This window comes from Nocardia sp. NPDC051463 (assembly GCF_040681975.1).
GTDB lineage: Bacteria > Actinomycetota > Actinomycetes > Mycobacteriales > Mycobacteriaceae > Nocardia.
In genome coordinates this window covers 71241-91949 of the sequence record NZ_JBFBAB010000023.1, presented here as the reverse complement: position 1 = coordinate 91949, position 20709 = coordinate 71241, and the positions used below count along the sequence as shown (strand labels likewise).

The window sequence follows — 20709 nt, the reverse complement described above, 5'->3', positions numbered from 1 at the left end:
GGTTTAATGAAATGGTAAAGTCGCCGTTATGACCGTCACGATGAAGCGCAGCGACGCGACCAAGCAGGCGCTGCTGCGCGCCGCCCGGGACGAATTCGCCGAATACGGCCTCGCGGGTGGCCGAGTCGACCGCATCGCCGAGGCGGCCGGGGTCAACAAGGAACGCATCTACGGCCTGTTCGGCAGCAAAGACAAGCTGTTCGACGTCATCCTCATCGACACCTTGCGCGAGTTCATCGACGTGGTGCACCCGATGGCCGACACCGAACCCGGTGATTACGTCGGCAAGCTCTTCGACTACCACCGCGACAACCCCCAGTTGTTGCGACTGTTGCTCTGGGAATCACTCCATCGCGGGGCCGACGCACACGACATCGACGGCTGGAGAGCCCAGCACTACGTACAGAAATTCGACCGGGCCCGAGAGCAATTCGGCGTCGACGAGCAGCAGGCCGGACTCGTTCTCCTTGCCCTGTGCGGCGTCGCCAACTGGACATACGCGGTGCCACAAACCACCCGCCTGCTACTCGGCGCGGCCGCCGAGGACTACGAAACGACCAAGCGGTTCATGCAGGAGTTCGCCAGGGCCGCCATGCGGCGCGAGCCCCGAGCCGATCTTTCGGTCAACGAGTTGACCACACGGTCGGCGGGCGCCGCGGCGACCGAGACGCTCCAGACCACGGCGATCGAGACTCCGGTGGCGGCGATCGCCGGAGCGGATGGCAACGCCGCTGCGGAGCCGACCGCGCACACCGGCCCGGAGAACGCCCGCGACAACGTGGACCGAGCCGCCCAACGACTACGCGAGGCACAGGCCGCCTCCGACGCCGCCCGCGGCGAACTGGCCGAAGCCCTGCGAACAGCCCACGCAGCAGGCGCGGGGGCCAACCAGTTGGCCCGCCGAGTCGCGGGCACACTCTCCCGTCCGGTAGTGCTCAAACTCCTGGCCGACTGACTTCGCCGACACCGGTCCGCGACGTCGCGGACCCTTCCCTGCTAGTAGCGCTCCCCACCGATCAACTCGGCCAACGGCCGACAGCGTCACGGCTCTCCCCTGCCGTAGGGCTCCCCACCGATCAACTCGGCCAACGCCCGGCCGACAGAGTTCGCCCGCCTTCCCCTGCCCGTAGAGTTCCGCACAGATCACGCAGCCAACGGTTGACAGAATTGCGGGCTCTGCCCGCCTCACGGGGCTCCACCGAGCCGACTGCGAACGCCCCCTCACTCGGCCGCAGGCCTCCGCCCGGTATCACTCCCGGCCGGTCTCGGACCACACGACCCGACCGCCGGTGCCCGTAGCCACCGGCGGTCGCGTCGACGTGCCTGCGTCAGAACACGGTGACGGCTAAAACGCTGCCTCGTCCATCTCCATGATGTCGTTATCGATCGCAGCGAGAATGTCCTTGACCGCGGTCAACTCCGGTAGCACGTTCTTCATGAAGAAGCTTGCGACAGCAACCTTTCCGGCATAGAACGGCTGGTCCTTCGCCGCCGGTCCCGCTGCCAGTGCGACCGCAGCGATTTCGGCCTGCACCAGCAGCCGCCAGCCGATCAGCAGGTCGCCGACGGCGAACAGGAAACGGACCGACCCCAGGCCGACCTTGTACAGCTCGGCCGGATCCTGTTGCGCGGCCATCAGGTATCCGGTCAGCGTGGCCGCCATCGCCTGCACATCGGCGAGCGCGGTTGCCAGCAGCGCCCTTTCGGGCTCGAAGCGACCGGTCTTTACTTCCAGGAACGCGGAGATCTGCCCGGTGACATGCGCGATGGCGACGCCCTTGTCACGAATGATCTTGCGGAAGAAGAAGTCCTGTGCCTGGATCGCCGTGGTGCCCTCGTACAGCGAGTCGATCTTCGCGTCGCGGATGTACTGCTCGATCGGGTAGTCCTGCAGGTATCCCGAACCACCCAGTGTCTGTAGCGATTCGGTGAGGTACCGGTAGGCCCGCTCGGAGCCGACACCCTTGACGATCGGCAACAGCAAATCGTCCACCCGATGCGCCAATTCGGCATCGGCACCCGAAACAAGCTGCGCCACATCGGCATTCTGATGGGCGGCGGTGTACAGATACACCGCACGCAGACCTTCGGCATAGGCCTTCTGCATGGCGAGGCTGCGCCGCACATCCGGGTGGTTGGTGATGGTGACGCGCGGTGCCTCCTTATCCGACATCTGCGTCAGATCCGCGCCCTGGACCCGCTGCTTGGCGTAGTCGAGCGCGGTCAGGTATCCGGTGGACAGCGTGCCGGTGGACTTGATGCCGACCACCATGCGCGCATTCTCGATCACCTGGAACATCTGCGCGATGCCGTTGTGCACCCCACCCACCAGCCAGCCCTTGGCGGGAACGTCGGTGCCACCGAAGGTCACCTCACAGGTGGGCGAGGACTTCAGGCCCATCTTGTGCTCGACACCGGTCACATACACACCATTGCGATCGCCCAGCTCGAGCGTCTGGTGATCGAAGAGGAACTTGGGCACATAGAACAGCGAGAGGCCCTTGGTGCCGGGTCCTGCGCCCTCGGGTCGAGCCAGCACGAGGTGGAAGACGTTCTCCGCGGTCGTACCGACATCGCCGCCGGAGATGAAGCGCTTGACGCCCTCGATGTGCCAGGAGCCGTCCTCCTGCGGGACAGCCTTGGTGCGCCCCGCGCCGACGTCGGAGCCGGCATCCGGTTCGGTCAGCACCATGGTGCCTTGCCAGCCGCGTTCGTAGCCCTTGGTGGCCCACGCCTTCTGTTCATCGGTGCCGACGTTGTAGAGCACCGAGGCCATCACCGGACCCATATTGAAGAAGCTCGCCGACGGGTTGGCGCAGGTGAGCATCTCGTTGATCGCCCAGATCACCGCAGCGGGTGCGGGCGTGCCGCCCATCCCCTCCGGCATGCCGAGCCTGCCCCAATCGGCCTCGCGCACGGCCGCGATCGTCTTGCGCAGCGGCTCCGGCACGACGATGGAGTAGGTGGCCTGGTCGTAGACCACCGGCTCGCGATCCGCCGCGGCGAACGATTCCGCGATTGGGCCCTCGGCGAGGCGCTTCACCTCGGTCAGCATCTCGCGCACGGTGTCGGAGTCGAGATCACCGTAGGCACCCGTATCCAGCAGCTTGTCCAGCTGCAACACCTCGAACAAATTGAATTCGATGTCGCGCACGTTCGCCTTGTAGTGACCCACCGTTGTCCTCCTCAACTGACAATTCCGCGGCCAGGCACACCGCGGGATCGGCTTTCTGACGATGTACAAATGAAGCCTGCCGTACCGCGATGACGCTACGCAACCGTAGCCATTGGGAAGCCTCACAGTCGTTCACCGAGCGGTTACCACAAAGGTTCACGCGCCGGAAACACCGGCAACGGACTCGTCATCGGGAGTCATTCCGGCGCAACAACTTCTGTCTAGTGTTCGCACCACGAATACAGCCCTGTATACAACCCGGTCGACCCACCTGACCGGCGCAAAGGCGCGCGTATTCGCCCGCGGCGCACGCAGCGCCGCCGAACACCTGATGAGTGAGAAGGGTCCTGCCCATGCCAGATTCCCGTGACATCCACCGGCCGCACATCCACCGGCAGCACGCGCATCGCGCGGCAAAAGCGCTGGTCGCTCCGACCGCCGTCGTGCTCGCCGGTCTGTTGCTGACCGCCTGTGGCGCCAAGGACGACGACTCCGCCAGCGGCTCCAACGCCGCGTCCTGTGTGGACACGTCGAAGGATTCGATCAAGGTCGGTTCGCTGCACTCACTGTCGGGCACGATGGCCATTTCCGAGGTCACCGTCGCCAACTCCACCAAGCTCGCTGTCGACCAGATCAACGCCGCGGGCGGCGTCCTCGGCAAGAAGATCGATCTGGTGCTCGAGGACGGCGCCTCCGACCCGAAGACCTTCGCCGAGAAGGCCGAAAAGCTCATCAGCTCCGACTGCGTCGCCGCAGTGTTCGGCGGCTGGACCTCCTCGAGCCGCAAGGCCATGAAGCCGAAGTTCGAGAGCCTGAACTCGCTGCTCTACTACCCCGTTCAGTACGAGGGCCTGGAAGACAGCAAGAACATCTTCTACACCGGCGCGACCACCAACCAGCAGATTATTCCCGCGCTGGACTACCTGAAGCAGAAAGGCATCACCTCCCTTTATCTGGTCGGCAGCGACTACGTCTTCCCGCAGACCGCCAACCGCGAGATCAAGGAGTACGCGAAAGCCAACGGCATCGAGATCAAGGGCGAGGACTACACCCCGCTCGGCTCGACCGACTTCTCCACCATCGTGAACAAGGTGCGCACCGCCAAGGCGGGCGCAGTGTTCAACACCCTCAACGGCGATTCCAACGTCGCGTTCTTCCGCGAATACACCAACGCGGGCCTGAAAGCCGCTGAGATGCCGGTTGTTTCGGTGTCCATCGCCGAGGAAGAGGTCGCGGGCATCGGCGCGCAGAACATCGCGGGACAGCTGACGGCATGGAACTACTATCAGACCGTCGACACCCCGGTGAACAAGAAGTTCGTCGCGGATTACAAGGCCGCCTTCGGTGCCGACAAACCGACCTCGGATCCGATGGAAGCCGCCTACGCCTCGGTGTACCTCTGGAAGAACACCGTCGAGAAGGCGAAGTCCTTCGCAGTGGCCGACATTCAGGCCGCGGCCGACGGCGTGAGCTTCGAGGCGCCCGAGGGGCTGGTCACCCTCGACGGATCCAATCACCACATCACCAAGACCGCCCGCATCGGTGAAATCCGGCTGGACGGACTCATCTACACGGTGTGGGACTCGGGCAAAGCCGTCACCCCGGACCCTTACCTGAAGTCCTACGACTGGGCCAAGGGCCTGAAGTAGTCGATCGGCGCCGATGCGGACCGCGCCGAGGGGACGCGGCCCGCATCGGCACACACCGTTAGGAACCTTTATGGACGTGCTGATCGGCCAGCTCTTCACCGGGTTGAGTCTGGGATCAATTCTGTTGCTCGCCGCACTCGGGCTGTCGCTGACCTTCGGTCAGATGGGCGTGATCAACATGGCGCACGGCGAGTTCATCATGGCCGGTTGCTACACGACTTACGTTGTGCAGAAGGTGTTCTCATCGGCAGGTGTCTCGCTGGTGGTGTCGCTGCTTATCGGGTTCCTCGTCGGCGGCCTGCTCGGCGCTGCACTCGAGATGGGCCTGATTCGCTGGATGTACGACCGGCCGCTGGACACCCTGCTCGTCACCTTCGGTCTCGGCTTGGTGCTGCAGCAGCTGGCCCGCGACATCTTCGGCGCACCGGCCAAGAATGTGCTCGTCCCCGAATGGCTCGGCGGCGGCATCACCATCATGGGCGCCGTGGTGCCCAAGACGCGCATCTTCATCCTCGTGCTCGCGGTCGTCGCGGTGACCGCGCTGGCCACGGTGCTCGCGACGACACCGCTGGGCCGCCGCATCCGCGCAGTGGTGCAAAACCGCGGATTGGCCGAGACCAGCGGCGTTTCCAGTCGCGTTACCGATATCAGCACCTTCTTCATCGGCTCCGGTCTGGCCGGTGTGGCGGGTGTCGCGCTCACCCTGATCGGTTCGACCAGCCCCACCATCGGACAGAGCTATCTCATCGACGCATTCCTCGTGGTGGTGATCGGCGGACTCGGACAGATCAAAGGCACCGTCGTCGCCGCGTTCGCGCTCGGCCTGCTCAATTCCTACATCGAATACTCGACCACCGCGTCCATCGCCAAGGTGATCGTCTTCGTCATCATCGTGATCTTCCTGCAGGTCCGGCCGCAGGGGCTGTTCACGGTCCGGACTAGGAGCCTCGCTTGACCACACTCGTGCAACGGTGGCGCGCACCCTCCTCGCTGACCACACTCGGCGGGTTCGCGCTCGCCGCGATCCTGTTGTTCGCGGTAGCACCCGCCGTGCTCAGCGACTTCCGGCTGAACCTGCTCGCCAAGTTCCTGTGCTTCGCCATCGTCGCGGCAGGCATCGGATTGGCTTGGGGCCGTGGCGGAATGCTGACCCTCGGTCAGGGCGTGTTCTTCGGGATCGGCGCGTACATCATGGCGATGCATCTGCAGATGGCCGATGCGGCCAGGCTGCACAACGACGTGCCGGAATTCATGGAGATCGCGGGCATTCGCGAATTGCCCTCGTTCTGGCAGCCTTTCGCCTCGGGCCCGGTCGCGCTGATCGGCGTTCTGGTGCTACCCGCGCTCGTCGCGGCGGCGCTCGGGTACGGCGTGTTCAAGCGCCGGGTCAAGGGCACCTACTTCGCCATCTTGAGCCAGGCACTTGCCGCCGCGCTGGCCATTTTGGTCACCGGTCAGCAGAAGCTCGGCGGCTTCACCGGCCTTTCGGACTTCCGTGCCTTCTTCGGGTTCAAGCTGTCGGATCCGGCCAACCGGCAGATGCTGTTCTTCATCGCGGCGGGCACGCTGCTCGTGGTTGTCGCGCTGGTTCGCCAGCTGATGCGCAGCCGCTACGGCGAACTGCTGGTGGCCGTACGTGATCAGGAGGAGCGGGTGCGCTTCCTCGGCTACGACCCGGCCAACGTCAAAATCGTCGCCTATGTCGTCGCGGCCTTCTTCGCGGGCATTGCCGGCGCACTGTTCACCCCCATCGTCGGCATCATCTCGCCCGCCGATATCGGAGTGGTGCCCTCCATCGCCTTCATCATCGGTGTCGCGATCGGCGGCCGGGCCACGCTGCTCGGGCCGGTGCTCGGCGCGATCGGCGTCGCGTGGGCCCAGACCGCGCTTTCGGAGCAATTCCCGTCCAGCTGGACCTACCTGCAGGGCGTGCTGTTCATCGTGGTCGTCGGGTTCATTCCGGCCGGTCTTGCCGGTGTCTGGCCGATGGCGAAGGGCGTGCTGGAGGGCAGATTCCACCGCACCGCACCGACGACGCCGGCCGCACCGGCAACGGTCGTCGCAGATGCCGCACTGCCCGAGGACGCACTGGTCGAGGAGAAGGTGAAATCCTGATGACCGAGACAACGCACGAACCGAAGCTCGGCGGCAATGCGGGCATGTCCAGTGAGTACCTCGAAATCCGTGGTCTTTCGGTGAGTTTCGACGGCTTCAAAGCCGTGACCGACGTGGATCTGACTGTGCTGCAAGGTGATCTGCGCTTCCTCATCGGTCCGAACGGCGCGGGGAAAACCACGCTCATCGACGCGATCACCGGGCTGGTACCCGCCTCCGGGTCGGCGCGGAAGTCCGGGGTCGAACTGCTCGGCAAGAAGGTGCATCAGATCGCGCGCCTCGGCATCGGTCGAACCTTTCAGACAGCAAGCGTTTTCGAACACCTCAGCGTCTTGCAGAACCTCGATATCGCGGCGGGCGCGGGCCGCTCGGCGCTGACCATGCTGCGGCGGCGCGCATCGGTGCTGCCGAGTATCGAAGCGGCGCTCGAGATCACCGGCCTCGGCGATGTGCGCGACAAGCCTGCCGGCGTGCTCGCCCACGGACAGAAACAGTGGCTGGAGATCGGCATGCTGCTGGTGCAGAACGCTTCGGTGCTGCTGCTCGACGAACCGGTCGCGGGCATGAGCGCCGAAGAACGCGAGGAGACCGGAAACCTGTTGCGCCGCATCGGCGGCGAACACATCGTCGTCGTGGTCGAGCACGATATGGATTTCATGCGCGCGTTCGCCACCTCGGTAACGGTACTGGCCGCGGGCAAGGTGCTCTGCGAAGGCACGGTCGAGCAGGTACAGGCCGATCCGAAGGTGCAGGAGGTCTATCTCGGCACTGCGGCGGCCATCGGGCTGGACGGGGCAGGCGACGAGAGTGCCACCACAGCGAACAAGGAGGCCGCCGATGCTTGAACTCATCGATATCCGCTCCGGCTACGGCCGGACCGAGGTGATCCACGGTGTTTCGGTGACCGTTCCGGACGACAGTGTCGTGGCGATCATGGGACACAACGGCGCGGGCAAGACCACCTTGCTGCGCACCGCGGTCGGCCTGATCGGCGCCGAATCGGGCCGGATAGAGTTCGACGGCGAGACGATCACCACGATGTCACCGTCGCGTCGGGTGCGGCGCGGCATCGCGTATGTGCCGCAGGGACAACAGAGTTTCCCGCAGCTGACCACTGCGGAGAATCTCCAGGTAGTCGCCGACGGCCGCAAGCGCGGCAAGGCGCTGATCGATGAGTCGCTCGACCTGTTTCCGGCCTTGCGCGAGCTGCTGACCCGCAAGGCCGGCCTGCTCTCCGGCGGCCAGCGGCAACAGCTGGCGATTGCGCGGGCCCTGATCACCGAGCCGAAGCTGCTCATCCTGGACGAGCCGACCGAGGGCATCCAGCCGTCGGTGGTCGCCGAAATCGAGCGCACCATTGTCGATCTCACTCGGCGCGGCGGACTGAGTGTGCTGCTCGTCGAACAGCACATCGGTTTCGCGCTGCAAGCCGCGCAGCACTACTACATCCTGCAATCCGGGAGTGTCGGCTCCGATGGTGCGGGCGGTGCGAGCGCGGAGACCGCGGTTCGCGCGGCGATGGCGATCTGAGCTGGCCGCCGTGACGCGCAGGGGGCGAGTCCCGCTGAGCGAGAAGGTGTATCACTCGCTGCGGCGTGACCTGGCCACGGGAGCGATCGTGCCGACCGAACGGCTCGGCGAGGAGCGTCTCGCCGAGATCTACGGTGTGTCCCGCACCCCGGTGCGGGAGGCGCTGGCCCGGCTGCAGGCCGACGGCCTCGTCGAGCGACACACCGACGGGCTGTACCCGTACCGGCCACGTCTCGAGGAACTGGACAACCTGTTCGAGCTGCGAATCGTGTTGGAAACCAGGGGGATTACGCGCATCATCGACGCCGCACCCGCCGCCGAACGCGTGGCAAGCGGGTTCGAACCGCTACCCGCATACGATCTGACACTGGTACGCGCAGAACTCGACACCTGGCGCCGGATGCTCGAGGATCCACCCGTGCCGGGCCCGGCACTGGTTGCCGCCGACGAGCAGTTCCACACGACACTGCTGGCCGCGGCGGGCAATACGGTGCTGGCCGACGCGCTCACCGGTGTCCACGTTCGGGTGCGCCCGGTCCGGACCTTGGATCTGCCGACCCCCGACCGCATTGCCACCATGACCGCCGAACACATCGACATCGCCGAACAACTCCTGTCCGGCAATCCCGACCGGGCCCTCGGCATCCTCGTCGCCCATATCGACAGTTCCCGAGCCCACGTTCTTTCCCGTGCTCAGCAGGCCATCGACCTGACCAAACTCGCTCGCGCCGTGCGTGATTGACGCGCTGGAGCCGATCAGCTCCGATTGATCAGCAATTCGGCTGGAGGGGCCAACATTCGACCGGGTGATACGGCGGTGGTGTGGGTGTCGAGCTCGTCATCCCGCTGCGCGGTTCGGGGTGCGCGCGGCCGGAATCGTGCGCGATGCCGCTGATGATCACGCCGATGACGACGAAAATCCCGATGACCGCGAGGGCGACGACAACCCAGGAGGCAATGCTCTGGCGTCGCGTCGGCTCGCCGGGAATCGGCGCGACCCACGGCGTTCCGGCCTCCGGCGGGCCGATCGTGTTCGGGTCGGAAACTACCGCGTCGAACCCGTCGGCGATGAGTTCGGCGCGTGAGGGACCGTTGTCCACACCGAGTGCTCGGTAAGCGGCAAAGACGCGGTCGGCGGTCCAGTTGCGCGGGCCCGCGGAGAAGCCTTCCAGGTAGATGCGCAGTTCGGTCGCGTCGCGCGCGTTGGCGGCGAGGACGTCGATCCCGGGGCGAAGAGTGGTACGCGCCGGGCGCACCACGACGCCGTGAAACGGGACGAGCACCACGGCACCGCAGACATGGCCCGGGTCGAGCAGCGCCCGCTCCAGTCGGCTCTTCACCGCATACACCGCGTGTTCCAGCTGGTCGGATGGGCTGACCGCGCTTTCGTCGTCCAAATCAGCGCGCGCATCGCTGATCGTCCACGGCCCGTCGGCCGGGATATCGAGAATGCCGCTCTGGCGGCGGCGGAAACCCCTGACCTCGATCACCGTGATGCCGCGTGCGGTGAAGAGCACCGCATCGACCTGCCGGGTTCCGTTGTCGCGCACGTCCAGGTCGACTACCGCCAGGCACGTCGTCGGAAACAGCCGCAAGGACTCGACGAACTCCTGTTCGGCCCCGGAAAGAGTCGCTCCGGTCTTGATCTTCACCAGCATTGCGTTTTCCTGCCCGCCTCATTCGGATCGACGCGGTCCGCCCGCCGCACCACCGCGCCGGTACTGATGATGACGCGCTATCACGCCGAAGACCACCGAAAACCCGAGAGCGGCACAAACAGTGCGCTGATGCAGACCGGCCGGTCGCCTTGTCGACCCGGATCGGGCGGTTGCCCAACCTGGCTCGCGACGCGGTGGCCGACGCTTTGGGAGCTCGTAGTTTCCGGACCTCCCCGGCCAGGGCAACACCCTTTAGTACGCTCGGGTCGGCCCGTCCCACCTCGGGCCCCCAAACAGGGTCCCCGCAGCGCAGGCGCGTTAGCCGGAGATCGCGCAGGAGGAGGCGCAAGCATGGTTTCGGCGTGGCATCCACGGGTTTCACCCGGCCGGCTTCGCGAGCTGGGTCCGGTCAATTGGGTTGTCTGGCAGGTGCTCTCCCGCGCCGCGGGGACCGGCGATGCCCATCTGTTCAGCACTCTCGGTCGGACCAAGGGCTTGTTCCGGGGTTGGCTGCACTACTCGGGCAAGCTCATGCCGGGCGGCAAGCTGCCGCGGCACGAGTCCGAACTCGTGATCCTGCGCGTCGCGCATCTGCGTGCCTGCGAATACGAGATGGACCACCACATCCGCCTCGGCAAACGCGCCGGGGTCACCTTCGAAATCTTGGACCGCCTCCGCACCGGACCGTCCGCGCCGGATTGGTCGGACAAGCACCGCGCGCTACTCTGCGCTGTCGACCAACTGGTGGAATCCCGCGATATCGACGATGCCGCCTGGTCGAACCTGGCCGAGCATTATGACGAGCGTCGTCTCATCGAAATCGTCCTGCTCGTCAACCAATACGAGGGCCTGGCCTCCACCATCACCGCCCTGCGCATCCAGCGCGACGGGGTATAGCGTCACTTTCGCGGGCGCCGACGAACGTACGGCGTTGTCCTTCAACGGCTTTCGATCAACGTCGCCAAACCGTCCAAGACCCGGGTCAGCCCGAATTCGTAGGCGTGGTCGGCGCTGTAGGCGGCATCGTGGGCTCGGCCCGCGGCGGCGCCGATGCGCGCGGCGAGCGGGTAGCGGTCGGCGTCGAAGACCTGCGCCAGGACCGGCGCGGCGCGCGCCCACCATTCGGAGTCCGTCATGGCGCTGTCGGCCGCCGCGCGGGCGGTGTCGATGGCGATGCGGGCAACCGAGGTGACGAAGCCGAGCACGAAGGTCAACGCCGCATCCATCTCGACATCGTCGAGGCCGAGGCCGTCGAAGGCCCGTAGTTCGTGCTCGTATTTAGCGACGAGACCGGGGCCGAGCGGCGGACGCGTGGTCGGCAGGTAGGCCACCCACGGATGCAGTGCCAGCAGCGCACGGTTCTCGGCAGCGATCGCGGTGACCCGGTCACGCCAGGGCAGGTCGGTCATATCCGTGCGCGACATCTCGCCATAGACCGTGTCGAGCATCAGGTCGACCAGCTCCGCCTTGCCGGGCACATAGGTATAGGTGGCCATCGGCGTACAGCCGAGCCGGTTGGCGACGGCGCGCATGGTGAGTGCGCCGATCCCGTCCGCGTCGGCGATCGCGACGGCCGCGGCAACCACGGCCTCGACGCTGCTGCGCTGCTTCGGTCCACGCACCGCACCCTGGCCTCCAGGCACGCGCCAGAGCAACTCCAGAGTTCGCACCGGATCGCCCGCGCCGCTGCGCTCCTTCGCTCGCTTGTCTGCCACACCTTCTCCTCGATCGCGCGGCCGCATCGCCGAGCCCTCGATGATATCGATGTGATGTAGGTCATAGTGCAGCGCGGCGAGAATCCCCCTACAAAGTAGAACGTACTTAGTACAGAGATTGAGTGCAGCCCAGAGGAGAGCCCATGAACATCACCGCTTCCGCCATCTCGCTCAATGTCGCCGACCCGCAGGCGTCGGCGAAGTTCGTCGTCGACCACCTCGGTTTCACCGAGAAGATGTCGGCCGACGGATTCGTGTCACTGGACCGGCAGGACACAGGCATGAACCTGATCTTCCTGCGGACCGGACTGGGAACGTTCAAGCCGAAGCGCGCGGCAGGTCACGCAGGCGACGGCTTACTCGTCGTGTTCATCGTCGATGACATCGACGCGGAGTACGCGCGACTGCGAGCCGAGGGCGTGCCGATCGTGACGCCCATCGAGACCGAGGAGTGGGGTGAGCGCTACTTCCAGATGAGCGATCCGAACGGCATCATTCTGCAGTTGGTTCAGTGGGTGTGACCGATCCGAACGGCTGGGCGGCACCCGAAAGACGGACACCCTCGCGAGTGCGCAGTGGAAATCCACGACCACTCGCGAGGATGTTCGCCCGCACCGATCAGGCGAGGCCCGCGCGGAACACCTCGACCGCAGGAGTCGAGGCGCGGCCGATCAGCTTCTGCAGGTCACCGCTGTCCACATCGAGGATCCCCGCGGCGATCCCGGTGTCCGCGTCGGCCAGCGCCGCGGCGTAGCCCGCATCGAGACCCGCTTGCCGCAGCGCCGCGCTGTAATCCGCCTGCGACAGGTTCTCGTAGCGCACCGGCTTGCCCGATGCCTCCGAGATCGCCTGCGCCAGTTCGGCATAGGTGAGCCGCTCGTCGCCGCCGAGTTCATAGATCTTGCCCTCGTGCCCGTCGGTGGTGAGCACGCGCGCGGCCGCCTCGGCGTAGTCGGCACGTGCGGCAGCCGCCACTCGGCCTGCGCCGGCGGCGCCGTGCAGCACCCCGGTTTCGACAGCGTGGCCGAGCCCACCGAAGTAGTTCTCCCAGTACCAGCTGTTGCGCAGCACGGCATACGGGACCGTCGATTCCGCGAGTACAGCTTCGGTGCCCTTGTGCTCCTGCGCCAGGATCAACGGGTTTTCGGTGGCGCGCGGAATGCTGGTGTAGGCGAGCAGTTTCACACCGGCCCGCTCTGCGGCCCGAATGACGTTGGTGTGCTGGGCTACTCGTTCACCGAACTGATTGCCGGAGATGAGCAGCACGCGGTCGACGCCGTCGAGCGCGCGGTCGAGCGCATCCGGGTCGTCGTAGCCTGCCTGCCGGACATCGACGCCACGCTCGGCCAGGTCTGCGATCTTGCGCGGGTCACGCACGATCGCGACGACCGGCGTAGATCCGTCGCGCAACAGCGCCTCCACCACGAGACGGCCCAGCTGCCCACTTGCTCCGGTGACTGCCACGGTCATGACTACCTCCACATGTTCTGTACTGATCTGTAAGCACTAACTAATAGTAAGTACTATGCATTCCTACACTACTTTGGTCAAGTTGGGTACTATCAAATCCATGAGTACACAGCGGATCCAGTCGACGGAGACCGACGATCCCGCGCTGGAAGCCGACGTTTTCGCAAGAAACTGCACGTCACGTCCGGTTCTGCAGAACGTGGCCAGCCGCTGGGGCATCCTGGCCCTCGTCGCGCTGCGCGAGGGGCCGTATCGATTCAGCGCGCTGCGCAGACGCGTCGACGGTGTCAGCGAGCGCATGCTGTCGCAGACCCTGCAGGCCCTCGAACGCGACGGCATGGTGCACCGCGAGGTCCACGAGACCATCCCGCCGCGCGTCGAATACACCCTCACCGATCTCGGCGCCGACGTCGCCGACCGCCTGGAATCCCTCATCCAGGTGCTCGAAACGAACATGCCACGGGTCCGCGATGCCCAGGCGGCCTACCACCGCGAATGACCGGCGGACCTGTGACGGTCGACGACCCGCGGATCCGAACGCGACCGACACGCAGGGGAAGCACCCTCGAGGCTGACCGGTTGACCTGTTCATGGAACTGTCCTCCGCACTCGATTTCGCGCGTGCGACCAAACGATCGGTGCTCACCACCATCCGCCGCAACGGCCGCCCCCAGCTGTCCAACGTGCTGCACGTCATCGGAGACGACGGGATCATCCGCATCTCCGTTACCGCCGACCGCGCCAAATATCACAACCTGGTGCGCGACCCGTGGGCGGCGATCCACGTGACCCGCCCCGACTTCTTCGCCTACGCCGTCCTCGAAGGCGCCGTCGAACTCACCCCAGTCGCCGCCGCCACCGACGACCCCACCGTCGACGAACTGGTCGCCTACTACCGCGCAGGCTCCGGCGAACACCCCGACTGGGCCGACTACCGCAGAGCGATGGTCACCGACCGCCGCGCCCTGGTCCGCCTGACCCCCACCCACGCCTACGGCATGCTCTGAGCGCGCATCGCGTAATCCGGGTGTCGGGAGTTGGCGGTCGGACCGGCATACGATTGGTGCGACCACCCCCCACGAGACCGAGGTGATCATGAGCGCACTGCCTGCCTGGGCCGCCGACCCGGAGACACTGCTCATCACAGAGGAAGGGTATGAGGCACTACCTGCCGAGGTCCAGAAGCAGATCGAAGTACTGGACGGCAGGGTGATCTTCTGCCGTAGCGGAAGCGTCGAGCACAACATCGTCGCTCGACGCTTGGCGAACGGATTCGATGCGGCGCGGCCCACCGAGCCCTGCACACGAGTGGTGACCGATTTCGAGATGCATTACCGCAAGGTGCGCCCGCGCAGCCCTGGTTTCTCGTTCCGCCGCCCTGATGTCGTCGTCCATCGATGCTTCCCTCGCGGTCAGAAACTGACGACCGAGGACGCCCTGCTGGTAGTCGAGGTCATCTCCCCGGGTTCGGAATACATCGATACGGTGGATAAACGGGCCGAATATGCGGGCGAGGGGATCCCGACCTATCTCGTCGTCCATCTCGACGCCGAGCTACCCGTCGAGATCATTCAGGAATTCCGGCTTGACCGGGCCAGCGGAAACTATCGGCTGGCGGAGACGCACCAGGAGATTCTCGTTCTCGAAGAGCCCTTTCCGGTGGAGATTCCGTTCGCCGATCTCGACGGCTGAGCACAAGTCACCCGCGAAACGCAAACCGACGGTGGCCGGTCCGCCGCAGCGAACCGGCCACCGTCGAGGCGCGGGATGAACCGATCAGAAGTTGATCATGTGGCCGCCGAGGCCGTGGAACGCTTCCTGCAACGCTTCGCTCAACGTCGGGTGGGTGTGGACGTTGCGGGTCAGCTCGTTGACCGTGAGGTCCCATTTCTGGGCGAGGGTGAGTTCAGGCAGCAGCTCGGAGACGTCCGGGCCGATGAGGTGGCCGCCGAGGAGTTCGCCGTACTTGGCATCGGAGACCAACTTGACGAAACCGGTCGGGTCACCGAGGCCGTGGGCCTTGCCGTTGGCAGTGAACGGGAAGGTCGCGACCTTCACGTCGTAGCCTTCGTCGCGGGCCTGCTGCTCAGTGAGGCCGAAGCTGGCGACCTGCGGCTGGCAGAAGGTGGCGCGCGGCATCATGCGGTAGTCGCCGAGGGTAACGGTCGGCGCGCCCGCGATGGTTTCGGCGGCGACAACGCCCTGTGCCTCCGCGACGTGGGCGAGCTGGAGCTTCGCGGTGACGTCACCGATGGCGTAGATATGCGGCACATTGGTGCGCATGTTGTCGTCGATGGCGATGGCGCCACGCTCGAGCGCGACACCGGTGCTCTCCAAGCCGTAGCCCTCGACCCGCGGCGCGAAGCCGACGGCCTGCAGCACCTTGTCGACGGTGACGGTCTCGATCGAACCGGTCTTGTTGTCCTTGATGCTGACGGTCACCTTCGACCCGTCGTCATCGATGGACTGCACGGCCGCACCGGTGGAGATGGTGATGCCGAGCTTCTTGTACTGCTTGGTGATCTCCTTGGAGACGTCCACGTCCTCGTTCGGCAGCGCGCGGTCCAGGAACTCCACGATGCGCACGTCGACGCCGTAGTTCTTCAGGACGTAGCCGAACTCCATGCCGATCGCGCCCGCGCCGACGATCAGGATCGAGCCGGGCAGTTCCTTGGTGAGGATCTGCTCTTCGTAGGTGACGACGTTCGCGCTCAGCGAGGTGCCGGGCAGCAGCTTGGTGACGGTACCCGCGGCGATGATCGCGTTGGCGAAGGTGATCGTCTCGGTGCCGCCGTTGGACAGCGCGACCGAGAGCGTGTTCGCGTCGGTGAAGGTGCCCTTCCCGTCGAACTCGTCGATCTTGTTCTTCTTCATCAGGAAGTGGACGCCCTTGACGCGGCCGTCGGCGACCTTGCGGCTGCGGTCGAACGCGACGCCGAAGTCGAAGCTCACCTCACCGGAGATGCCGAAGGTCTTGGCCTCCTTGGTGAAGATGTGCGCCAGTTCGGCATTGCGCAACAGTGCCTTGGAGGGGATACAGCCGACATTGAGGCAGACGCCGCCCCAATACTTCTGCTCGACGATCGCGGTACGGAGGCCAAGTTGTGCCGCACGGATGGCGGCGACATAACCGCCAGGACCGGCACCGAGAACGACAACGTCGTAATGGGAAGTCACGTCACCGAGCCTAACTCCGTCGCCAGGACTTCACCCACCGGTCCCCCGCAACAGTGAGAAGCACGACGCATCGACCTGGCAGATCGTCGGCGTGAACAAAATGAACGGATCAAAGGGGCGGTCACGAGCGCCCGGCCCCACAGCGTGTGCGACCCGGTCGGTGCCTGCTCATTACTGTGAACGGGTGGCCGATCGCGGAGCAGGTGTCGACGATCCACGCACCGCAGCGCGATCGGTGCCGCTGGCGCTCGACCCGTTGGACGAGACCGCCTCGACCCATCTGATCCGGTTGGTCCTCGCGCAAGCACGGCGCGCGGGTGTCGGCGCCGAACAGCTCGCGATGGTGCACGGCATCGACGACAACGCCCTGACCGGAGAGCTCAATCGAATTCCGTTGCGTTCGCTGATCCGGCTGTGGGAGTTGCTGGCCGCCGCGCGGCCGGGTCCGGGCGGCGGTGTCGCCGTGGCCGATGCCGCCCCGCTCGGCACCCTCACCACCTGGGATTACCTGGTCACCACGGGGTCGACGCTCGCGGATGCGCTGCGCGCGGCCCAGCCGTATCACCGCCTGGTGACCGCGGCGGCCGAAGGCTTCGATCTGCGTCACGACGGCGAGCTCACCGTCGGCTTCCGCACCACCGCAGGCGATCCGGCGGTCGCGGCCATGGTCAACGAGTATGTGCTCGCCTACTACCTGCGGCGGGCCCGTGAGGCCACCGGCCGCGCCGTCATCCCGACCTCGGTCACCTTCGGTCATGCCGCGCCACGCGATCACACGGCGCTCACCGACGCCTTCGGCACCGATCGCATCGAATTCGACGCACCCGCCGACACCATCACCTTCCGCGCCGACGACGCCACCGCCCCCTTGCCGCGCGCGGACCCCATGCTGGCCGACCTACTGCGCGGCCACGCCGATCTGGTGCTGGCGACAGCGCACCCGATAGCCGGTCCGCTGGATGCCTTCCGCATCGCGGTGGCGGCCGCCATCGCCGACGGCGACGCGTCGCTTGCCGCGGTCGCGCGCAGGCTGGCGCTGAGCCCGCGCACCCTGCAACGCCAGCTGTCCGAGCAGGGCACCACCTGGCGGCACGAATTCGATCTCGTGCGCTACGAACAGGCGAAAACCCTACTGGGAGAAGGCCGTTTGACCACCGCGGCCATCGCGGGGCGGCTCGGATTCACCGATGATCGCGCATTGCGCAAAGCTTTCCAGCGGTGGGCCGGTTCGTCGCCGTCACAGCTGCGAACCGCGGGCCCGCTGTAGTCGTCGAGCCGCCTTTTTCGCCAGGTCACAAGGCTGGCGCGGATGGACCGGTTGGTGGCATCGCAGGACCTGGGAGTCCGGTCCGCGAGTCCATAACGTCTTCGGTACCGGATCGACACGGTTCGGATCTACCGAAGAAAAGGCAGTGTCATGCAGACCATCACCACCGACGATGTCACCACCCTCCCCCGCACCTCCCGGGAGATCCAGCTGGCGGCACGGCCGACCGGCGCCCCGACCGCGGAGCACTTCGCGCTGGTGCGGCGGCCGATTCCGGAACTGGTCGACGGGCAGATCCTGGTGCGCAACACGTGGATGTCGGTCGACCCCTACATGCGCGGCCGGATGGACGATCGCCCGTCCTACATCCCGCCGTTCCAGCTCGACGCGGCGCTCGAGGGTTCGGCGCTCGGCGAGGTGATCGCCTCCCGCAGCCCGAACATCCCCGTCGGCGCGACGGTCTCGCACTTCGCGGGCTGGCGCGAGTACGCGGTGCTCGATGCCGCGACCGCGACCCCGATCGCTCCGGAACTCGCTGCGGCGCATCACTTCTTGGGTGCGCTCGGCACCACCGGTCTGACGGCATACGCGGCGCTGACCGATGTGGCGCCGATCCGGCCCGGCGACACCGTGTTCATTTCCGCCGCGGCCGGTGCGGTGGGCAGCGTCGCGGGACAGATCGCCAAGGCGCTCGGCGCCGCCCGGGTGATCGGCTCCGCGGGCGGGCCCGCCAAGACCGCACTGCTGCTCGACGAATTCGGCTTCGACGCCGCCATCGACTACCGGGCGGGCGACCTCGCCGGACAGCTCGCGGCGGCGGCACCCGAGGGCATCGATGTGTATCTGGACAGCGTGGGCGGCGAGCACCTTCGGATCGCGGTGGAGGCCATGCGGCCCAAGGGCCGGATCGCGCTCGTCGGCGCCATCAGCGGCTACAACGGCGAAGCCGCCGAAGCGGGCCCCGACCTGTACAAGGCCGCGACCAAGGAGGTTTCGCTGCGCGGCATGCTGGTGAACAGCTACTTCCCGATCTTCGGCGAATACATCGGCAAGGCGGCGGGCTGGCTGGCCGACGGCACCATCCGCACCAGGGAGACCGTCTACGAGGGACTCGAGCAGGCTCCCGCCGCTTTCCTCGGCGTGCTATCGGGCGCCAACACCGGCAAGATGCTCGTCCGCCTCGGCTGAGGAGGACCGCGGGGATGTGTGGCGCGCGGCGTTCGACGCTCGCGCCACACCCGGCTGCGGGTCAGTCCTGCCAGACCTGCTGTGCGGCGCGGGCGAAGTTACCTCCGAAGATCGCGGCTCGGTCGGCAGCACTGAAACCCCGGCGCGACAACAGCTCGTCGAGTCCGGGCAGTTCGCTCCGTCCGAGCAAGTCCTCGGGCGAGACCCATTGCAGTGGACCCCATTTGGTGTAGGCGTCGGAGAACGCCGCCGGGTTGTTCAGCATTTCGTTGTTGAAGTCGATGGCGTCGAACGAATAATCCGAGCCGATACCGATATGGTCGATGCCGACCAACTCGACGCCGTATTCGATATGCGCGGCCATGGCTTCCACCCGCTGGGCGCGTTCCTCGGGACCGTTATGCCCGAGGAAGATTCCCACACCGTTGATGCCGATAACGCCGCCGGTGCCCGCGCAGGCCACGGCCTGTTCGTCGGTGATATTGCGCGGGTGTTCCCACAGCGCGTCGAAGTTGGCGTGGCTGTAGATCATCGGCGCTTCGGTGCGCGAGGCCAGGTCCAGGCCGGTGCGCCGGGAGCAGTGTGCGCCATCGACGAACATGCCGACCACGTTGAGCGTGCGCACCAGATCACGGCCGTACGCGGTAAGTCCGGTGTCTTCGGTGTCCAGGCACCCGGAGGCCGCCTCGTTGGCGTGGTTGTAAGCGGGCTGCAGCGATCGAACGCCGAGGTCGTAGAACACTTCGACATTGTCGAGCTGCCCACCGAGCGGGCCCGCGTCTTCCAAGTCGAAGGCCAGCGCAATAGTTTCGATATCGGCGGCGACATCGTCATAGCTGTGCACGAGACGAAATCGGCCATCCTCCAGGGCATCCCGACGAAACTGCCGTGCGAGCGCCAGTGCATCCGCGGTGGACTGCCTGGAGTATCCGATATTCACCGACAGGTAGGAGCCGAGCGGATACCTGGCCAAGTCCTCGATTCGCGCCGAGGACAGCAGCGGCAGACAGCAATGCTGTTCCCACAGAAATGGAGACAAGCTCGGGCTCCTGTTCGCTCGGTACGGGGATGCCGATACTACGGAGCGCGATGGGGCACATCCCTTTCGCCCGACCACCGCGTAACGACATGTCCGATTCGACCGATTTATCGAAAGATTCACCCCAACTGCCGAAGGCGGTGCGGCCATGCGTCGCATAGTGCTCCTGTTTGCCTCGGTCGCGACTTGCGTAGGCCTCTGGATCATTCCGGGACCGGCCGCTGCGACTCCCTCTTGCGGATTTGTCTGGAGTTCGCTCGATAAAGAGAATCCCGCCATGCCCGCTGCCCCGCTCACCGATATCCGTTCCGGTCGACACGACTGCTACGACCGGCTGGTATTCGAGCTCGCGGGCTCGGCCATCGGCTATCGGGTCGGCTACGTCGACGCCGTCGTGATGGACGCGTCGGGCGCGCCGGTCCCCTTGCGCGGCGATGCATTCCTGCACATCGTCGTCCTCGCGCCCGCTTACGACAGCGCAGGCAACAACACCTACCGCCCGTCGAACCGGAGCGAACTCGTCGATCTGACGGGCTACCGCACCTTCCGCCAGGCCGCGTGGGCGGGCTCGTTCGAGGGACAGACAACCGTCGGCCTCGGGGTCCGCACGCGACTGCCCTTCCGGATATTCACCCTCGAAGGCCCAGGTAGCGGGTCGCGGATCGTGCTCGACGTCGCCCACTTCTGGTAACCGGACCACCCACCGCCGCGCCGTTCGGCAACAAT

General features: G+C 66.0%; 21 protein-coding genes. 15 read left to right on the top strand and 6 right to left on the bottom strand.

Annotated elements, in window-relative coordinates; all coding sequences use genetic code 11:
• Positions 1 to 28 precede the first annotated feature (28 nt).
• On the top strand, positions 29 to 955 hold the full coding sequence (locus AB0M74_RS25930; protein WP_366528891.1) for a TetR family transcriptional regulator: 927 nt from the start codon (positions 29 to 31) through the stop codon (positions 953 to 955).
• A gap of 390 nt (positions 956 to 1345) precedes the next feature.
• On the opposite strand, the gene AB0M74_RS25925 is transcribed toward AB0M74_RS25930, so the two are convergent.
• Positions 1346 to 3175, bottom strand: a complete 1830-nt coding sequence (locus AB0M74_RS25925; protein ID WP_366528890.1) for an acyl-CoA dehydrogenase — start codon at positions 3173 to 3175, stop codon at positions 1346 to 1348.
• Positions 3176 to 3528: 353 nt separating this feature from the next.
• On the opposite strand from AB0M74_RS25925, the gene urtA reads away from it, so the two are divergent.
• From urtA to AB0M74_RS25895, 6 genes are all read left to right on the top strand, one after another.
• Positions 3529 to 4824, top strand: coding sequence for an urea ABC transporter substrate-binding protein (gene urtA, locus AB0M74_RS25920; protein WP_366528889.1), 1296 nt, complete (start codon positions 3529 to 3531; stop codon positions 4822 to 4824).
• A gap of 70 nt (positions 4825 to 4894) precedes the next feature.
• Positions 4895 to 5779: an urea ABC transporter permease subunit UrtB gene (urtB, locus tag AB0M74_RS25915; protein WP_366528888.1), complete on the top strand. Its 885-nt coding sequence runs from the start codon at positions 4895 to 4897 to the stop codon at positions 5777 to 5779.
• On the top strand, positions 5776 to 6939 hold the full coding sequence (gene urtC, locus AB0M74_RS25910) for an urea ABC transporter permease subunit UrtC (RefSeq protein ID WP_366528887.1): 1164 nt from the start codon (positions 5776 to 5778) through the stop codon (positions 6937 to 6939). Before urtB ends, urtC begins: the two co-directional genes overlap by 4 nt.
• Positions 6939 to 7784 carry an urea ABC transporter ATP-binding protein UrtD gene (gene urtD, locus AB0M74_RS25905; RefSeq protein WP_366528886.1) on the top strand — a complete coding sequence of 282 codons (846 nt, stop codon included), beginning with the start codon at positions 6939 to 6941 and terminating at the stop codon, positions 7782 to 7784. The genes urtC and urtD overlap by 1 nt, the downstream gene beginning before the upstream one ends.
• Positions 7777 to 8469 carry an urea ABC transporter ATP-binding subunit UrtE gene (urtE, locus tag AB0M74_RS25900; RefSeq protein ID WP_366528885.1) on the top strand — a complete coding sequence of 231 codons (693 nt, stop codon included), beginning with the start codon at positions 7777 to 7779 and terminating at the stop codon, positions 8467 to 8469. The genes urtD and urtE overlap by 8 nt, the downstream gene beginning before the upstream one ends.
• Positions 8470 to 8479: 10 nt before the next feature.
• Positions 8480 to 9211, top strand: coding sequence for a GntR family transcriptional regulator (locus AB0M74_RS25895; RefSeq protein ID WP_366528884.1), 732 nt, complete (start codon positions 8480 to 8482; stop codon positions 9209 to 9211).
• A 28-nt stretch (positions 9212 to 9239) separates the two neighbouring features.
• On the opposite strand, the gene AB0M74_RS25890 is transcribed toward AB0M74_RS25895, so the two are convergent.
• On the bottom strand, positions 9240 to 10127 hold the full coding sequence (locus tag AB0M74_RS25890) for a nuclease-related domain-containing protein (protein WP_366528883.1): 888 nt from the start codon (positions 10125 to 10127) through the stop codon (positions 9240 to 9242).
• 351 nt (positions 10128 to 10478) lie between these two features.
• Between AB0M74_RS25890 and AB0M74_RS25885 the strand changes: the two genes are divergently transcribed.
• Complete coding sequence (locus AB0M74_RS25885; protein WP_366528882.1) at positions 10479 to 11024, top strand: carboxymuconolactone decarboxylase family protein; 546 nt, start codon at positions 10479 to 10481, stop codon at positions 11022 to 11024.
• A gap of 41 nt (positions 11025 to 11065) precedes the next feature.
• Here AB0M74_RS25885 and AB0M74_RS25880 read toward each other — a convergent pair whose 3' ends face one another.
• The gene (locus tag AB0M74_RS25880; RefSeq protein ID WP_366528881.1) at positions 11066 to 11842 is read right to left on the bottom strand and encodes a TetR/AcrR family transcriptional regulator C-terminal domain-containing protein; all 777 of its coding nucleotides are present in this window, start codon (positions 11840 to 11842) and stop codon (positions 11066 to 11068) included.
• A 143-nt stretch (positions 11843 to 11985) separates the two neighbouring features.
• Between AB0M74_RS25880 and AB0M74_RS25875 the strand changes: the two genes are divergently transcribed.
• Positions 11986 to 12363 (top strand): VOC family protein, encoded by a 378-nt coding sequence (locus AB0M74_RS25875; protein ID WP_366528880.1) that lies wholly within the window; start codon positions 11986 to 11988, stop codon positions 12361 to 12363.
• Between the two features lie 97 nt (positions 12364 to 12460).
• Here AB0M74_RS25875 and AB0M74_RS25870 read toward each other — a convergent pair whose 3' ends face one another.
• Positions 12461 to 13312 (bottom strand): SDR family oxidoreductase, encoded by an 852-nt coding sequence (locus AB0M74_RS25870; RefSeq protein ID WP_366528879.1) that lies wholly within the window; start codon positions 13310 to 13312, stop codon positions 12461 to 12463.
• A gap of 100 nt (positions 13313 to 13412) precedes the next feature.
• Here AB0M74_RS25870 and AB0M74_RS25865 point away from each other — a divergent pair, with 100 nt between their 5' ends.
• The 3 genes from AB0M74_RS25865 to AB0M74_RS25855 all read left to right on the top strand — a co-directional run bounded on the left by AB0M74_RS25865 (position 13413) and on the right by AB0M74_RS25855 (position 15004).
• Positions 13413 to 13811, top strand: coding sequence for a helix-turn-helix domain-containing protein (locus tag AB0M74_RS25865; RefSeq protein WP_366528878.1), 399 nt, complete (start codon positions 13413 to 13415; stop codon positions 13809 to 13811).
• Between the two features lie 91 nt (positions 13812 to 13902).
• Positions 13903 to 14319, top strand: a complete 417-nt coding sequence (locus AB0M74_RS25860) for a PPOX class F420-dependent oxidoreductase (RefSeq protein ID WP_366528877.1) — start codon at positions 13903 to 13905, stop codon at positions 14317 to 14319.
• An 88-nt stretch (positions 14320 to 14407) separates the two neighbouring features.
• The gene (locus tag AB0M74_RS25855; RefSeq protein WP_366528876.1) at positions 14408 to 15004 is read left to right on the top strand and encodes a Uma2 family endonuclease; all 597 of its coding nucleotides are present in this window, start codon (positions 14408 to 14410) and stop codon (positions 15002 to 15004) included.
• Positions 15005 to 15088: 84 nt separating this feature from the next.
• Here the strand turns inward: AB0M74_RS25855 and lpdA are convergent, their stop codons facing one another.
• Positions 15089 to 16489: a dihydrolipoyl dehydrogenase gene (gene lpdA / locus AB0M74_RS25850; RefSeq protein ID WP_366528875.1), complete on the bottom strand. Its 1401-nt coding sequence runs from the start codon at positions 16487 to 16489 to the stop codon at positions 15089 to 15091.
• Between the two features lie 184 nt (positions 16490 to 16673).
• Between lpdA and AB0M74_RS25845 the strand changes: the two genes are divergently transcribed.
• Positions 16674 to 17756 (top strand): AraC family transcriptional regulator ligand-binding domain-containing protein, encoded by a 1083-nt coding sequence (locus tag AB0M74_RS25845; protein ID WP_366528874.1) that lies wholly within the window; start codon positions 16674 to 16676, stop codon positions 17754 to 17756.
• 150 nt (positions 17757 to 17906) lie between these two features.
• The gene (locus AB0M74_RS25840) at positions 17907 to 18944 is read left to right on the top strand and encodes an NADP-dependent oxidoreductase (protein WP_366528873.1); all 1038 of its coding nucleotides are present in this window, start codon (positions 17907 to 17909) and stop codon (positions 18942 to 18944) included.
• A 61-nt stretch (positions 18945 to 19005) separates the two neighbouring features.
• Here AB0M74_RS25840 and AB0M74_RS25835 read toward each other — a convergent pair whose 3' ends face one another.
• On the bottom strand, positions 19006 to 19983 hold the full coding sequence (locus tag AB0M74_RS25835) for a membrane dipeptidase (RefSeq protein ID WP_366528872.1): 978 nt from the start codon (positions 19981 to 19983) through the stop codon (positions 19006 to 19008).
• Positions 19984 to 20260: 277 nt separating this feature from the next.
• On the opposite strand from AB0M74_RS25835, the gene AB0M74_RS25830 reads away from it, so the two are divergent.
• Positions 20261 to 20674 (top strand): hypothetical protein, encoded by a 414-nt coding sequence (locus AB0M74_RS25830; RefSeq protein WP_366528871.1) that lies wholly within the window; start codon positions 20261 to 20263, stop codon positions 20672 to 20674.
• Positions 20675 to 20709 lie beyond the last annotated feature (35 nt).